This window comes from Streptomyces sp. B21-083, from assembly GCF_036898825.1.
Lineage (GTDB): Bacteria > Actinomycetota > Actinomycetes > Streptomycetales > Streptomycetaceae > Streptomyces.
The window spans coordinates 1,525,510-1,540,636 of the sequence record NZ_JARUND010000002.1 but is presented as its reverse complement, the minus strand read 5'-3'; the positions used below and the strand labels follow the sequence as shown (position 1 = coordinate 1,540,636).

The 15,127-nt window shown below is 69.0% G+C and carries 14 protein-coding genes and 1 riboswitch; of the genes, 11 read left to right on the top strand and 3 right to left on the bottom strand.

Going from position 1 to position 15,127, the window contains the following annotated elements; translation table 11 throughout:
- Positions 1-68: 68 nt before the first annotated feature.
- The 8 genes from QA861_RS31000 to QA861_RS30965 all read left to right on the top strand — a co-directional run bounded on the left by QA861_RS31000 (position 69) and on the right by QA861_RS30965 (position 6,929).
- A complete protein-coding gene (locus QA861_RS31000; RefSeq protein WP_334594900.1) occupies positions 69-905 on the top strand; it encodes a DUF881 domain-containing protein in 837 nt (278 codons plus the stop codon).
- Positions 902-1,234, top strand: a complete 333-nt coding sequence (locus QA861_RS30995) for a small basic family protein (protein WP_006376801.1) — start codon at positions 902-904, stop codon at positions 1,232-1,234. Before QA861_RS31000 ends, QA861_RS30995 begins: the two co-directional genes overlap by 4 nt.
- A 5-nt stretch (positions 1,235-1,239) precedes the next feature.
- The gene (locus QA861_RS30990; RefSeq protein ID WP_334591974.1) at positions 1,240-2,130 is read left to right on the top strand and encodes a DUF881 domain-containing protein; all 891 of its coding nucleotides are present in this window, start codon (positions 1,240-1,242) and stop codon (positions 2,128-2,130) included.
- Between the two features lie 490 nt (positions 2,131-2,620).
- Entirely contained in the window at positions 2,621-3,157 is a 537-nt protein-coding gene (locus QA861_RS47230; protein WP_443041608.1) for a zinc-ribbon and FHA domain-containing protein, read from the top strand.
- Positions 3,158-3,199: 42 nt separating this feature from the next.
- Complete coding sequence (ftsR, locus tag QA861_RS30980; RefSeq protein WP_334591973.1) at positions 3,200-3,934, top strand: transcriptional regulator FtsR; 735 nt, start codon at positions 3,200-3,202, stop codon at positions 3,932-3,934.
- Positions 3,935-4,019: 85 nt separating this feature from the next.
- Entirely contained in the window at positions 4,020-4,493 is a 474-nt protein-coding gene (locus tag QA861_RS30975) for a bifunctional nuclease family protein (RefSeq protein ID WP_006123076.1), read from the top strand.
- Between the two features lie 282 nt (positions 4,494-4,775).
- Positions 4,776-5,420, top strand: a complete 645-nt coding sequence (locus QA861_RS30970) for a MerR family transcriptional regulator (protein ID WP_334591972.1) — start codon at positions 4,776-4,778, stop codon at positions 5,418-5,420.
- A gap of 54 nt (positions 5,421-5,474) precedes the next feature.
- A complete protein-coding gene (locus tag QA861_RS30965) occupies positions 5,475-6,929 on the top strand; it encodes a DNA polymerase IV (RefSeq protein WP_334591971.1) in 1,455 nt (484 codons plus the stop codon).
- Here QA861_RS30965 and QA861_RS30960 read toward each other — a convergent pair.
- Positions 6,851-7,222, bottom strand: coding sequence for a PRC-barrel domain-containing protein (locus tag QA861_RS30960; protein WP_334591970.1), 372 nt, complete (start codon positions 7,220-7,222; stop codon positions 6,851-6,853). The genes QA861_RS30965 and QA861_RS30960 overlap by 79 nt on opposite strands.
- A gap of 114 nt (positions 7,223-7,336) precedes the next feature.
- Positions 7,337-7,431, top strand: a riboswitch (glycine riboswitch).
- Between the two features lie 180 nt (positions 7,432-7,611).
- Between QA861_RS30960 and gcvP the strand changes: the two genes are divergently transcribed.
- The gene (gene gcvP, locus QA861_RS30955; RefSeq protein ID WP_334591969.1) at positions 7,612-10,497 is read left to right on the top strand and encodes an aminomethyl-transferring glycine dehydrogenase; all 2,886 of its coding nucleotides are present in this window, start codon (positions 7,612-7,614) and stop codon (positions 10,495-10,497) included.
- Between the two features lie 130 nt (positions 10,498-10,627).
- On the opposite strand, the gene QA861_RS30950 is transcribed toward gcvP, so the two are convergent.
- Both QA861_RS30950 and QA861_RS30945 read right to left on the bottom strand, forming a co-directional pair.
- The gene (locus QA861_RS30950; RefSeq protein ID WP_044472287.1) at positions 10,628-10,816 is read right to left on the bottom strand and encodes a DUF5999 family protein; all 189 of its coding nucleotides are present in this window, start codon (positions 10,814-10,816) and stop codon (positions 10,628-10,630) included.
- A gap of 374 nt (positions 10,817-11,190) precedes the next feature.
- Positions 11,191-11,775, bottom strand: a complete 585-nt coding sequence (locus tag QA861_RS30945) for a hypothetical protein (protein ID WP_334591968.1) — start codon at positions 11,773-11,775, stop codon at positions 11,191-11,193.
- A 579-nt stretch (positions 11,776-12,354) separates the two neighbouring features.
- Here QA861_RS30945 and QA861_RS30940 point away from each other — a divergent pair.
- Both QA861_RS30940 and QA861_RS30935 read left to right on the top strand, forming a co-directional pair.
- Positions 12,355-13,872 (top strand): glutamate-cysteine ligase family protein, encoded by a 1,518-nt coding sequence (locus QA861_RS30940; RefSeq protein WP_334591967.1) that lies wholly within the window; start codon positions 12,355-12,357, stop codon positions 13,870-13,872.
- Between the two features lie 420 nt (positions 13,873-14,292).
- Positions 14,293-15,093 (top strand): CPBP family intramembrane glutamic endopeptidase, encoded by an 801-nt coding sequence (locus QA861_RS30935; RefSeq protein WP_334594898.1) that lies wholly within the window; start codon positions 14,293-14,295, stop codon positions 15,091-15,093.
- Positions 15,094-15,127 lie beyond the last annotated feature (34 nt).

Sequence of the window (15,127 nt, the reverse complement as noted above, 5' to 3'; positions counted from 1 at the left end):
TGTGCGGCATGCCGCAGCAGCCCCCCGTTCGGAGCATCCCCACGAGTCGTTCCCGTCCGGACGCGTCCATGTCGCTGCTCACCAACGTCATGGACCACAGCCTCGACGAGGGGTATGCCGAGGCTGCCGCACGTCGGAAAGCCACGGGTGACGCCGGGCTGTCGAGGCCGCTGAGAGCGAGGCTCGGTCTTGCCGCCGGCCTGGTGCTGGCCGCTCTCGTGGTGACCGTGGGGGCGGCTCAAGCACGGATTGCGGCACCCGGGGTCGCCAAGGAGCGCGAGGAGCTGATCGACCGCATCGACGGCGAGACCGAGGCGGCCGACAAGCTGGAGGAAGCGGTCGACCGACTGCGTGACAACGTGAGCGCGCGTCAGCGTGCGGCGCTGAAGTCGGAGGGCGGCAGTAAACAGGCCGACCTGGTGGGCATCCTGTCGGGTGCGACCGAGGTGCACGGGCCGGGTGTCAAGCTCGTCGTGGACGACGCGAAGGAAGCGAGCACCGGTGCCGGTGGGGATGCCCGGGAGACCTCCGGATTCTCCGACACCGGGCGGGTACGTGACCGGGACATGCAGCGAGTCGTGAACGGGCTGTGGCAGTCCGGCGCCGAGGCCATCGCGATCAACGGGCAGCGGCTGACGGCGCTGTCGGCGATCCGGGCCGCGGGAGACGCGATACTGGTCGACAACAAGCCGCTGGTGCCGCCGTACACGGTGCTCGCGGTAGGGGACGGCAAGCGGCTGAGCACCAGGTTCCAGGACAGCGCCGACGGACTGTATCTGCACGCGCTGCAGGAGAACTTCGACATCCGGACCGGCATCTCCGTGGAGAGCGACCTCCGGCTGCCCGCCGCACCGAGCGTGATCGTACGTACAGCACAGCCGAGAACAGAGAAGGGCACATCGTGATCGCGGTACTGGGCCTCGTCGTGGGCGTCGTGGCTGGGTTGTTGGTCCGGCCCGAGGTTCCGGCGGTTGTCGAGCCTTATCTACCCATCGCCGTCGTCGCGGCCCTGGACGCCGTGTTCGGCGGTCTGCGGGCCATGCTCGACGGCATCTTCGTCGACAAGGTCTTCGTGGTGTCGTTCCTGTCGAACGTCGTCGTGGCCGCGCTGATCGTCTTCCTGGGTGACAAGCTGGGCGTGGGTGCTCAGTTGTCCACCGGTGTCGTCGTGGTCCTCGGTATCCGTATCTTCTCGAATGCCGCGGCGATCCGTCGGCACGTCTTCCGGGCCTGACGCCGATGAGTGACAACCACAAGAACGACAAGAACGACGCGGTCGACAAGCATCCAGAGGCGGGCGAGAGGCGATTGCGCGAGGAACTGCCCGAGGAGATCTCTGCCACTCCTGCGGACGCTCCGGACGCGCACACTGTGGACGCGGCGGCCGACGAGGAGAGCGCACCGTCTCTGACCGGCCGTCAGCGGCTGGTGAAGGGGCTGTGGCCGCCACGGGTGACCAGGGCGCAACTGATCGTCGCCCTCTTGCTGTTCGGGCTCGGATTCGGGCTTGCGGTGCAGGTCGCGTCCACCAGTGACAGCGACGGTGCGCTGCGTGGAGCGCGTCAGGAAGATCTCGTGCGCATCCTCGATGAACTGGATGACCGTACGCAGCGTCTTGAGGACGAGAAGCAAGGTCTCGAAGATCAGCGGACCGAGTTGGAGAACAGCTCGGACCAAGCTGAGGAGGCCCGTAAGCAGACGGTTGAGAAGGAACGGCAACTGGGCATCCTCGCGGGCACGGTGGCCGCGCAGGGGCCCGGGATCACGCTGACCATCGAGGACACGAAGGGAACGGTCGAAGCCGACATGCTGCTCGACGCGATCCAGGAGTTGCGTGCCGCCGGTGCCGAGGCGATCCAGGTGAACGGTGTACGGGTCGTCGCGGGGACCTTTCTGGCGGATGAGGACGGTGGGGGAGTGAGTGTCGACGGGAACAAGATCGACGCTCCCTATCGTTTCAAGGTCATCGGGAAGCCGCAGGACCTCGAACCGGCGCTCAACATCCCCGGAGGTGTCGTGCAGACCCTGGAGAAGGAGCAGGCCACCGTTACCGTGGAGCGGGCGGGCAAGATCGTCGTGGACGCCTTGCGAGCCGCGAAGCAGCCTGACTACGCTCGGTCGTCCTCCTAGTGAACCGGGGGTGCATGGGGGTTGTCCGCGGAGGGCATGAGGTTGCGGGGGGTCGGCGCACCGAATGGGTGGTGCGTGGTGGAAACTGTCAGGTGGCGGCGGACGTTGTGAGGATGTCCGGGTCGACCGGTAAGCGCAGTCAGGGTTCGTCCTGCCCCACGGGCGGGTCTGTTTCGGTCAAGGGGAATCGCCCGTGAAGTTGTTTGCGAAGTTGTTCGGCAAGAGCGCGCGAGAGGGCAACAGCGACAACGCGACCGCCCGCCATCGCGCACAGCCCGACGCGGACGGTCAGCGTCCGTTGTTCCGGGACCAGGTCGGCGGTCCGGGCGGTGACGTTCCGGGAGGTCAGGGCGCGCCGTCTGTTGACCCTGCCCAGTCCGGGCGCATAGGTTTCGGGGAACCGTCAACCTCAAGTACGGGTGGAGAGTTTTCCTCCGGTCCGTATGCGTCCAATGCCCCGGCGGGGCAGCCGCGGCAGGAGGATCCGTCGATGTCGGCCCTGGTGTGTACGAGGTGCGGTAACCGCAACGCGGAGAACAGCCGCTTCTGCTCCAACTGTGGCGCGCCGCTACGGGCCGGGGTCACTCCCGAGCGTCCGTCGGAGACGACGTCCACGATCTCGATCTCCGGCATCGAGGCGTACGACGCCGAGATCACCGGTCAGACGCAGATGCCGATGCTCTCGCCCGAGGCGCAGGCCGCGGTGGACGCTCTGCCGCTCGGGTCGGCGCTCCTGGTGGTGCGCCGTGGCCCGAACTCCGGCAGCCGCTTCCTCCTGGACGGCGAGCTGACCACGGCCGGGCGTCACCCGCAGAGCGACATCTTCCTGGACGACGTGACCGTGTCGCGTCGGCATGTGGAGTTCCGCCGCGGCCAGGACGGCATGTTCACGGTCGCTGATGTGGGCAGCCTCAACGGCACGTACGTCAACCGCGAGCGGATCGACCAGGTCGACCTGTCGAACGGTGACGAGGTGCAGATCGGCAAGTACCGGCTGGTGTTCTACGCGAGCCAGCGGGGCTACTGACCTCCTCCGGACCGAGTCCGGGGAGACCCTCAGGGAAGGTCCATGCTTCAAACACCGAGCGGCGGTGCCGGGCACGGTACCGCCGCCGCGGACAGTGGGCTGATGAGCATCGGCACAGTGCTGAACGCGCTGCGCGACGAGTTCCCCGAAGTCACCATCTCCAAGATTCGTTTCCTGGAGTCGGAGGGGCTCATCGAGCCGCAGCGGACTCCCTCGGGGTACCGCAAGTTCAGTCCGAGGGACGTCGAGCGCCTCGGCCATGTGCTGAGAATGCAGCGGGATCACTACCTGCCTCTCAAGGTGATCAGGGAGTACCTGGACGCCATGGAGCGTGGGGAGGTGGCCCCGCCCCCCACCGTCGGCCGGCAGCGGGACGGTGAGCCGGTTCTGGAGCCCGGGGGGCCCACCGCCGTCAGGATCGGCCGCGCCGAGCTGCTCGCAGCCGCCGAGATCGGCGACGAGGAACTCGAGGAGTGGCAGTCGTACGGGCTGATCGCGCCACTGCCCGACGGCGCGTACGACGCGGAGTCGGTCACTGTCGCCGCGCTCGTCGCCGAGCTGGGGCGGTTCGGGATCGAGCCGCGGCATCTGCGAGTGATGAAGGCCGCCGCCGACCGTGAGGCCGGCCTGGTCGACCAGGTCGTGGCCCCACTGAAGCGCCACCGCAATCCGCAGACCAGGGCGCTCGCGGAGGCCCGTAGCAAGGAGCTGGCGGGGCTCACGGTGAAGCTGCACGGGGCCCTGGTGCGGATCGCTCTGGGAGTGCGGCAGCCCTGAGCGGGGAGGGTCGGCGGAGGGCGGATCGGTCACCCGTTCCGTGCCCGACTACCCAAACGTCCCGGGCACGGCCTAGGGTTGCTGTGTGAACGAGCTCGATGTCGTAGGTGTCCGGGTCGAAATGCCCTCCAACCAACCGATCGTGCTCCTGCGTGAAGTGGGAGGCGACCGCTACCTTCCCATCTGGATCGGACCGGGGGAGGCGACGGCGATCGCCTTCGCCCAGCAGGGCATGGCCCCCGCACGACCGCTGACCCACGACCTGTTCAAGGACGTGCTGGAGGCCGTCGGCCAGGAACTCACCGAAGTGCGCATCACGGACCTGCGCGAGGGTGTTTTCTACGCGGAGTTGGTGTTCGCGAGCGGAGTCGAAGTGAGCGCCCGTCCGTCCGACGCCATAGCGCTGGCGCTGCGTACCGGTACGCCGATCTACGGCAGCGACGGGGTACTCGACGACGCCGGGATCGCGATCCCGGACGAGCAGGAGGACGAGGTGGAGAAGTTCCGCGAGTTCCTCGACCAGATCTCCCCCGAGGACTTCGGGACCAACAGCCAGTGAGCCACGCCGGTGTCGCCTGACGAGGCTCGGCCGCCCCACGGACCCAGTGGTCGGTGGGGCCTGCCTTTTGCCCGGAGGCGTCACGGATGATGGCAATTGCCAGCGGCGTGTGAGAGCGTCGTGCGGCCCTGACGGAGCGCATTCGGCTAGCCTTTCCCCGCGGTGGGGTACGGGAAACCACTCCTAGGGTGATTATCACTCGGCGTGCCGAGTGTGGCGATCGTTGACGCACCCCTGGTGACTGCCTACCGTCGAGAAGGCAGGTCAAGGACGGAGGTCGGCGTGAGAAGCAGCGGCGACGGTACGGCTGGGGGTGCCCCTGGACGCGGTCTGGGGGAGAGCGGCCCGTACCCGCTTCACGGCAGCGCGGCCGATCACGTTCCGCGGCGGCCGACGGCTGTAGCAGGCAGCGGAGGGGCGACATCCATGGCGTCCGAGGAGATCGGCTACCGCGGCCCCACGGCGTGCGCGGCGGCGGGCATCACCTACCGGCAGTTGGACTACTGGGCACGCACCGGTTTGGTCGAGCCGAGTGTGCGGCCCGCGCACGGGTCGGGGACGCAACGGCTCTACAGTTTTCGGGACGTTGTGGTCCTGAAGATCGTCAAGCGCTTTCTGGACACCGGCGTCTCGCTGCAGAACATCCGCACGGCGGTTCAGCATCTCCGGGCGTGTGAACTCCACGATCTGGAACGCCTGACGCTGATGAGCGACGGTGCGACCGTCTACGAGTGCACTTCTCCCGATGAGGTGCACGCGCTGCTCCAGGGCGGGCAGGGCATTTTCGGTATCGCCGTCGGCGTGGTGTGGCGAGATGTAGAAAGCGCTCTCTCGCAGTTGCACGGGGAGCGTGTCGACACCGGGGAGACCCTCGTGGGCCACAACCCCACGGACGAACTGGCGCGGCGGCGCAACCGGGCGGTCTGACCGGCTCCCCCGCGTTCCAGGGCTTTGTCAGTGGCGTAGGGCAGCATCGGTGATGTGAGAAACGCGCCCACGATCCTGCATCTCGACATGGACGCCTTCTTCGCCTCGGCGGAGCAGGCGTCCAAGCCGAGTCTGCGTGGGAAGGCCGTGGTGGTAGGGGGGCTCGGGCCGCGAGGGGTGGTGGCCACCGCGTCGTACGAGGCCCGGGTTTTCGGGGTGCACTCCGCGATGCCGATGGCGCAGGCCCGCAGGCTCGCACCGAACGCCGCGTATCTCGTGCCCAGGGGCGGCTTCTACCGGTCGATCAGCGAGCAGGTCATGGAGCTTCTGCACGAGCTGTCGCCCCTGGTGGAGCCGTTGAGCCTGGACGAGGCGTTCGTGGACCTGGAAGCCGGTGACACGGCCTGGGACGAGGCGTCGGCGCGGCTGGCAGGGATCAGACTGCGCGCGGACATACGGGCCGTCACGGGCCTCACGGGATCGGTGGGGCTGGCCGCCTCCAAGATGCTCGCGAAGATCGCCTCGGAGCAGGCCAAGCCGGACGGGCTGGTGGTGATCGAGCCCGGGACGGAGCGGGCGCTGCTCGCCCCGATGTCGGTGCGGACCCTGCCGGGGGTCGGCCCGGCTACCGGGGACCATCTGCGGCGGGCCGGGATGAGCACGGTCGACGACCTGGCGGAGGCGGGCGAGGACGAGCTCGTACGGCTGCTGGGAAAGGCCCACGGGCACGCGCTGTACGCGATGGCGCTGGCGCGCGACGAGCGGCCCGTGGTGTCCGACCGGGAGACGAAGTCCGTGTCGGTCGAGGACACGTACGACGTGGACATCCATGACCGGGGCCGGGTGGGGACAGAGGTGCAGCGGCTGGCGGACCGGTGTGTACGGCGGTTGCGCGGTGCCGGGCTGTCCGGGCGGACCATCGTCCTCAAGGTGCGGCGGTACGACTTCTCCACGCTGACCCGGTCCGAGACGCTCCGGGGGCCCACTGACGACCCCGCCGTGGTGCGTGAGGCGGCGGCCCGGCTCCTGGAGGCGGTGGACACCACCGGGGGTGTCCGGCTGCTCGGGGTCGGGGTGAGCGGCCTCGCCGACTACACGCAGGAGGACCTGTTCGCCCAGGCCGCCGGGGAGCTGGCGGCACTGGAGCCGCTGGAGGAGGCGGAGCGCGAGGCCGTCGAGGAGCGGGAGGCGCCCGCCGAGCGGCACTGGACCACCGGGCACGACGTACGGCACGCCGACTTCGGGCACGGGTGGGTGCAGGGGAGCGGGCTGGGACGGGTGACCGTCCGGTTCGAGACGCCGTACTCGGAGCATCCTGGGCGGGTGCGTACGTTCCGGACGGAGGACCCCGCGCTGGAGCCGGCGGATCCGCTGCCGCTGGTGGCCGCCCCGCCGCGAAGACCCGGTCGTCCGGAGGAAGGATCGGTGGATCAGGTGTCGTCCGTGCCCGCCAGCCTGCCGAAGTCGTGGTCGGGGAACGGGGGAGGGGGAGCCACGTCGAGGCCGTAGTGGTGGTAGAGCTGGAGTTCCTGCTCCGGGGAGAGATGGCGGCCCACGCCGAAGTCGGGTGCGTCCTTGATCAGGGCTCGCTCGAAGGGGATGCGCAGGGTGCCGTCGATCAGTTCGCTGGGCTCCAGCGGCACGAAGGCGTCCCTGCTGAACAGCCCAGTTCTTATGGCCGCCCACTCCGGCACGCCCGTCGCGTCGTCGAGGTAGATCTCGTCGATCGTGCCGATCTTGGTGCCGTTGCGGTCGAAGGCCTTGCGGCCGATCAGGTTGCGCGGATCGATGTCGGTCTGCACGGCGCCTCCGTATGGTCGCAACTCATCCGTAAACACCACAAAAGAGCACATCCGCTGAGGCGGCCACTCGAAGGTGTGTGCGTGGAGCCCGCTGGTAGGCTGGCCAATGGCTGCTGATCCCGTGCGGGAGAGTCCTCCGGAACCTCGGAGGGCGCCGAAGGAGCAAATCCTCCCCGGAATCTCTCAGGCCCCTGTACCGCACGGACGAGGTCACTCTGGAAAGAAGAGCGGATGTCGACGGCTTCCGCTCTCACCGACGGTGAAAGCCGGGACGTCAGTGTGTTGGCGGCCCGGTGAAGCTCTCAGGTCGAGATGACAGAGGGGGAGGCCGTTCGGGCACCCGTGTCGTGGTGCCCCTCGAAGGTCGCGACGACCAGGAGGCCTCCGTAATGACCGCCCACCGCACTCCGCTCGCCGTACTCGAACAGGGAACGCCCTTCGAGCGACGTCATATCGGGCCGGACCTCGAGGACCGGGCCAAGATGCTCGCGCAGGTCGGCTACGGCTCGCTCGACGAGCTGACGGCCGCCGCCGTCCCGGATGTGATCAGGAACGCCGACGCCCTCGATCTGCCGGGCGCCCGCACCGAGGCCGAAGTGCTGGCCGAGCTGCGGTCGCTGGCCGATCAGAACCAGGTTCTCGGATCCATGATCGGGCTCGGGTACTACGGCACCTTCACCCCGCCGGTCATCCTGCGGAACGTGATGGAGAGCCCGGCCTGGTACACCGCGTACACGCCGTACCAGCCCGAGATCTCGCAGGGGCGCCTCGAAGCCCTGCTGAACTTCCAGACCATGGTCGCCGACCTCACCGGGCTGCCCACCTCGGGTGCCTCGCTGCTCGACGAGGGCACCGCGGCCGCCGAGGCGATGTCGCTGTCGCGGCGTATGGGCAAGAACAAGAAGGGGCTCTTCCTCGTCGACGCGGACGCCCTGCCGCAGACCGTCGCCGTGATCGAGACGCGGGCCGAGCCCACCGGCGTCGAGGTCGTCGTCGCCGACCTGAGCGCGGGCATTCCCGACGACATCGCGGCCCGCGAGATCAACGGGGTGCTTCTTCAGTACCCGGGCGCCTCCGGTGTCGTGCGCGACCTGAAGCCGGTCGTCGAGCAGGCGCACGGGCTCGGTGCCGTGGTCACCGTGGCCGCCGATCTGCTGGCCCTGACGCTGCTCACCTCGCCCGGTGAGCTCGGCGCGGACATCGCGGTCGGGACGACCCAGCGGTTCGGTGTGCCGATGGGCTTCGGCGGGCCGCACGCCGGATACATGGCCGTGCGCGAGCAGTTCGCGCGCAGCCTGCCCGGGCGGCTCGTGGGTGTCTCCGTGGACGCGGACGGGCACAAGGCGTACCGGCTCGCCCTACAGACGCGGGAGCAGCACATCCGCCGCGAGAAGGCGACCAGCAACATCTGCACGGCGCAGGTCCTGCTGGCCGTGATGGCCGGCATGTACGCCGTCTATCACGGGCCCAAGGGGCTGCGGATCATCGCCCGGCGCACCCACCGGTACGCCACGATCCTCGCCGCGGGACTGACGGCGGGCGGCGTCGAGGTCGTCCACGGCGCCTACTTCGACACGCTCACCGTGCGGGTGCCCGGGAAGGCCGGCGAGGTCGCCGCCGCCGCGCGCGAGCACGGGGTCAATGTGCACCTTGTCGACGCCGACCGACTCTCGGTCTCCTGCGACGAGACCACCACCCGGGACCAACTGGGCGCCGTCTGGGCTGCGTTCGGAGTCGACGGCGACATCGACGCGCTCGACGCCGAGGCCGGGGACACGCTGCCGGAGGCGCTGCTGCGCACCGACGAGATCCTCACGCACCCCGTCTTCCACCAGTACCACTCCGAGACCGCGATGCTGCGCTACCTGCGCCGGCTCGCCGACCGGGACTACGCGCTCGACCGTGGCATGATCCCGCTGGGCTCCTGCACCATGAAGCTCAACGCGACCACCGAGATGGAGCCGGTCACCTGGCCAGAGTTCGGCCAGCTGCACCCCTTCGCGCCCGCCGAGCAGGCGCAGGGCTATCTGACGCTCATCCGTGAGCTGGAGGAACGTCTCGCCGAGGTCACCGGCTACGACAAGGTGTCGTTGCAGCCGAACGCCGGTTCGCAGGGCGAGCTGGCCGGGCTGCTCGCCGTACGCGGATACCACCGGGCCAACGGTGACGACCAGCGGACCGTCTGTCTGATTCCGTCGTCCGCGCACGGGACCAACGCGGCCAGCGCCGTCATGGCCGGGATGAAGGTCGTCGTGGTGAAGACCGCCGGCGACGGTGAGATCGACGTCGAGGATCTGCGGGCGAAGATCGAGCAGTACCGGGACGAGTTGTCGGTCCTGATGATCACGTACCCGTCCACGCACGGTGTGTTCGAGGAGCATGTCGCCGACATCTGTGCCCAGGTGCACGAGGCCGGCGGCCAGGTGTACGTCGACGGGGCCAACCTCAACGCGCTGGTGGGGCTGGCCAAGCCGGGCCACTTCGGCGGGGACGTCTCGCATCTGAATCTGCACAAGACGTTCTGCATCCCGCACGGGGGCGGCGGTCCGGGGGTCGGCCCGGTGGGAGTGCGCGAGCACCTCGCGCCCTATCTGCCCAACCACCCGTTGCAGCCCGCGGCCGGGCCCGAGACGGGTGTGGGGCCGATCTCGGCGGCGCCCTGGGGATCGGCGGGCATTCTGCCCATCTCGTGGGCGTACGTGCGGCTGATGGGCGGCGAGGGGCTCAAGCGGGCCACGCAGGTGGCGGTGCTGAGCGCCAACTACATCGCCAGGCGGCTCGAGCCGCACTTCCCGGTCCTCTACACCGGGCCCGGCGGGCTGGTCGCGCACGAGTGCATCATCGATCTGCGGCCGATCAGCAAGACGACGGGCGTGAGCGTCGACGACATCGCCAAGCGGCTGATCGACTACGGCTTCCACGCGCCGACGATGTCGTTCCCGGTGGCCGGGACGCTGATGATCGAGCCGACCGAGTCCGAGGACCTGGGGGAGCTGGACCGCTTCTGCGAGGCGATGATCGCCATTCGCGGCGAGATCGAGAAGGTCGGTGCGGGCGAGTGGCCGGCCGACGACAACCCGCTGCGGAACGCGCCGCACACCGCCGCCGCGCTCGGCGGGGAGTGGACGCACGCCTACACGCGCGAGGAGGCGGTCTTCCCGGCCGGGGTCTCGGCGGCCGACAAGTACTGGCCGCCGGTGCGCCGGATCGACCAGGCCTTCGGCGACCGGAACCTGGTCTGTTCCTGCCCGCCGTTGGACGCTTACCAGGAGTAGTCGCCCTCGGGCATGCGTCGGGGCCGGTTCGCAGCAGATGTCTGCGGGCCGGCCCCTCTTCGTGTGTTCAGCTGTCCGGGCAGTCGCTCCTGACGTACGGAGGCTGCCCTTCGTCCGTGCGAGCGGGCCGTCAGGCGGCTGTCATCACGCGGTGCGGGGCGATGATCTGGCCGTCGGGCAGGAGCTCACCCGTGTCCTCGAAGAGGAGGACGCCGTTGCACAGCAGGCTCCAGCCCTGTTCCGGGTGGTGCGCCATGAGGCGGGCGGACTCCCGGTCGGTGGAGTGAGCTGTCGGGCACGGTGGCTGGTGCTGGCACATTGGTGGGATCTTTCGCTCTGTCGTGGAGTGTGAGATGGCTGTGGTGTCCGTCTTGCGGCTCGAAGCACTGTTCATGGCCGCCCCCCGTTGTGATAAATCGGTTTGAACCCAGTGTTGCCCCACGGGCGTCAATCCGCAGGTATTTGGCCGCACCGCTTCTCACAGGTTCAAGACGCATCACCCGGGCGGACGGTTCAGCCCAACTGGGCTGTCCCTTTGGGTGGTTCTTGGGGGCCGGATAGGGCTAGTCCGGACGGTCGCAAGCCCAAGTGGCTCGTACGAGCGTAATGCCGCGCGAAAGAGCGACATGCCCCGCCGTCGGGAATTCGACGGCGGGGCACAAGTGAATACGGAGTGTGTCGTGCCGTGCGCGGTCAGGCGGAGGGACTCAGAAGCCGGGCCGGAGTCACCCGATGGGTCAGGACGGGAAGCAGTTCGGCGACCCGGTGCGGACGATGGGCGGCGATACCGGGCGGGGCGGGCGCCAGCGGGACGAGCAGGTCGGTCGCGGCCGGGTGGCCCTCGGCTCCGTCGGCGGTGATGTCGCCGTGCAGCCAGAGCGTGAGCATGTACAGCTCGGGAACGGACAGCAGGCGCGCCTGGTAGGGCTGTTTCATCGCCTCGGCCTGACGCAGGGCGCGCTCGGTGGAGGCGATGTAGGGCCCTTCGAAGAAGTGCGAGAAGGCCCAGCCGTCGGGCGTCAGCATGGTCTCGGCGGCGGCCACAGCGCGGTCGCCGCTGCGGATCAGGAAGCGCCACCCGGTCAGCCGGGTGGCGGACGCGCCCGCGGGGGTGATGTGGTCCAGGACGTGCACAGGCAGCGGGAGTTCGGGGGTGGTGGGCCCCTGGGCGGTACGGAGGGACGGGGTGCGTGCCTCGCGGACGGCGGTGGGGGAACCGAGTGCCGTGAGGACGGTGCGCAGTGCGGGTGCGGGAGCCGGGGGGACATGCAGGGGCATGGTGGAACGCCTCTCGTTCGACAGGCAGGGTGGCGCGAGGGCGGGGGCGGACGGCGCTGTCAGCTCTCGAAGTCTGTCGGGGGCGAAGAGGCGGGGCCGGGTGCGCCGGCGTGGGTGCGGCCTGCCGTACGACACCTGGATGGCAGGACACCAGGACCTGGGCGCCGACTCTCTTCCCTTGTTCGCGGAGTTTATACGACACGTGTTCTGACTATGTTTCGTCTAACTGTTTTCCGCGTGAAGAGCAAGGGCCTGTTCGGTCGGCGTTGCGTGGTGTTTCTACCGATTCCCGGCCGGTCGCACGGCGATGACCTCGGTGGACGCGCCGGAGGCGGTCGGCCAATTATCGTCGGCGTTTTTCACGAGTTCGCAAGTGCGCGAAACTGTCCGGTCACCCGGGTTGAACCGGCTGTGGCGCCATGCCGGGCGAATGTGCCGCGGGTCACCCTGGGACAGCGTAGCGGGTGACGAGAACCCGTGGGACGTTATCGATCGCGTTTGGTGGGCATCATCCCACGTGACCCGGGACGTCAGCGGCCGATCTTCGGCCTGCCCATTCGAGGAGGAGGGACGCTTCCGATGGGGGAGAAGGTCGTGGCGGGGCCGTTCGACCTGTCCGCTCGCCAGCGCTACCGCACCAAGCTCCGACAGTGTCTGACGGGGCTGGAGCGACTGCTGGCCGAGAAGCGGTTCGACCGCCCGAAGAATCTCCTGGGCCTGGAGATCGAGTTGAATCTCGTCGGGCCCGACGGGATGCCGAAAATGATGAATGGGCAAGTACTCGAAAGGATCGCGAGCCGAGATTTCCAAACAGAACTCGCCATGTTCAATCTGGAAGTCAACATCGCTCCACACCGTCTTGCCGGGCGGGTATTCGACCGGCTTGCCGAAGAGCTCCGTACGTCACTGGCATATGCCCACCGGAAAGCGAACGAGGTCGACGCGGGAATCATGATGATCGGCATTCTGCCGACGCTCGACCGTGACGACCTGGTTTCCTCCAACCTTTCCGACGTCGACCGCTACACCCTGCTGAACGATCAGATCGTGGCGGCCCGCGGTGAGGACTTCACTCTCGACATCGAGGGCGTGGAGCGCCTCTCGTGCACGTCGAGGTCGATCGCTCCGGAGGCGGCCTGTACGTCCGTGCAACTGCATCTCCAGGTCACTCCGGCGCGGTTCGCCGATGTGTGGAACGCGGCGCAGGCGATCGCCGCCGTACAGGTCGCGGTCGGGGCCAACTCACCGTTCCTGTTCGGCCGTGAGCTGTGGCGCGAGTCGCGGCCCCCGCTGTTCACCCAGTCCACGGACACGCGTCCGCCCGAACTCCAGGCGCAGGGCGTACGGCCGCGCACCTGGTTCGGGGAGCGGTGGATCTCGTCGGCCTACGACCTCTTCGAGGAGAACCTGCGCTACTACCCGGCGCTGCTGCCGATCTGTGACGACGAGGACCCGCTGAGCGTCCTCGACGCCGGAGGCGTGCCGATGCTCGGTGAGCTCGTGCTGCACAACGGCACGGTGTACCGCTGGAACCGACCTGTCTACGGGATCGCGGACGGCGTTCCCCATCTGCGCGTCGAGAACAGGGTGCTGCCCGCCGGACCCACCGTCACGGACGTCATCGCCAACGCGGCCTTCTACTACGGGGTCGTCCGGGCACTCGCCGAGGAGTCGCGGCCCGTGTGGAACCGGCTGCCCTTCGAGGCCGCCGCCGCCAACTTCGACGCCGCCTGCCGGCACGGCATCGACGCGCGGCTCCAGTGGCCCCGGGGCGGCCGGTTCGGCGGCACGGCGGAGGTCGACGCGGTGCGGCTCGTACGGGACGAGCTGCTGCCGCTCGCCGAGGCCGGCCTCGACGCGTGGGGGGTCGAACCCGCCGACCGGGACCTGTACCTCGGGGTGATCGAGGAACGGTGCCGGCTGCGGACCAACGGCGCGTCCTGGCAGGCGGCCACCTTCCACCGGGCGCTGGAGAAGGGGCTGTCGCGGGAGGCCGCGCTGGCCGCGACCACCCGGCGCTACAGCGAGCTGATGCACCTCGGGGAGCCGGTACACACCTGGCCGGTGGGGCTGCCGGAAGCGGTGCCCCTGGGGTGAGCCCTGAGGCCCGGTGAGGGGCTCGGGGACTCCCCGGTGGGCGATCCGGGGTGCTGGGTTGCGCTTCGCGCGGTGGCTGGCGTAGCTGCGGTGGTGGCGAGACCGAGGGTCGTGACGATGGTGACCGTGCGGCGCCGGGCGCGTGCGCGGGGGTCGGTCGCGCTCTTCTCAGGTGGATCGGGCAAACTGCGATGGCCCATGACGGTCGTATCCCTCGCCGCTGGGCGAACGCGCGGCGAAACAGTCGTATGAGGTGAATCGGCCGCAGTAGCCGTAAGGCAGGGAGCAGGAGGGAACAGGGGAGACGCGCCGGAAGCGGCCCGCCCCCTGGCGGCCTGTCGCGCACGATTTTCGCGGTGTCCCAGGACTTCGGTGGGGCGAGGGCAGGGATGCGGCGGGATGACACAACTGGAGGCAGGAGTGCAGGTGGAGGCGGGCGCTGTGGCTGGCGATTTTCCTGAGGGGCGGCCCGAGCGGCGGACTCTCCGGGACGAGACGCTGTTGGTCCTGGGGCTTTCGCTCGGCGCGAGTGGTGTCTCCGCCTTGATCAGCTTTGTCGGGTCGGTCACGAAGCCGGGCGGTCTCAAGGATCAGGCGGCCACTCTCAACGCCTCGGCGGCGCCGGGCCGGCCATGGCTGGATCTCGCCTGGCAGCTCTTCGGCATCACGACGGCGCTGGTACCGGTCGCCCTGGTCGCGCACTTCCTGCTGCGCGAGGGGAAGGGACTGCGGACACTGGGCTTCGACCGCACCAGGCCATGGCCCGACCTGGGTCGTGGGGCCGCCGTCGCGGCGGTGATCGGCAGCACCGGAATCGCCTTCTACCTGGCGGCCCGAGGCCTCGGCTTCAACCTCACGGTGGTGCCGGAGGCGCTGCCCGACGTGTGGTGGAAGTACCCGGTGCTCATCCTCTCGGCGGTGCAGAACGCCGTACTGGAGGAAGTGATCGTCGTCGCGTATCTGCTGCGCCGGCTGGGCCAGTTGGGGTGGACGCCGGGGACGGCACTGGTGGCCAGTGCTGTCCTGCGCGGGTCGTACCACCTGTACCAGGGCATCGGCGGGTTCATCGGCAACATGGTGATGGGGGTGGTGTTCGTGTACCTCTACCGGCGCTGGGGGCGGGTGGGTCCCCTGGTCGTGGCGCATTCGCTGCTCGACATCGGGGCGTTCGTGGGTTACGCCCTGCTGGCGGGAAAGGTCGGGTGGCTGCCCACCGCCTGAGGGTTGCGGGGCATGGGGGTGAGGGGCGTGCGAG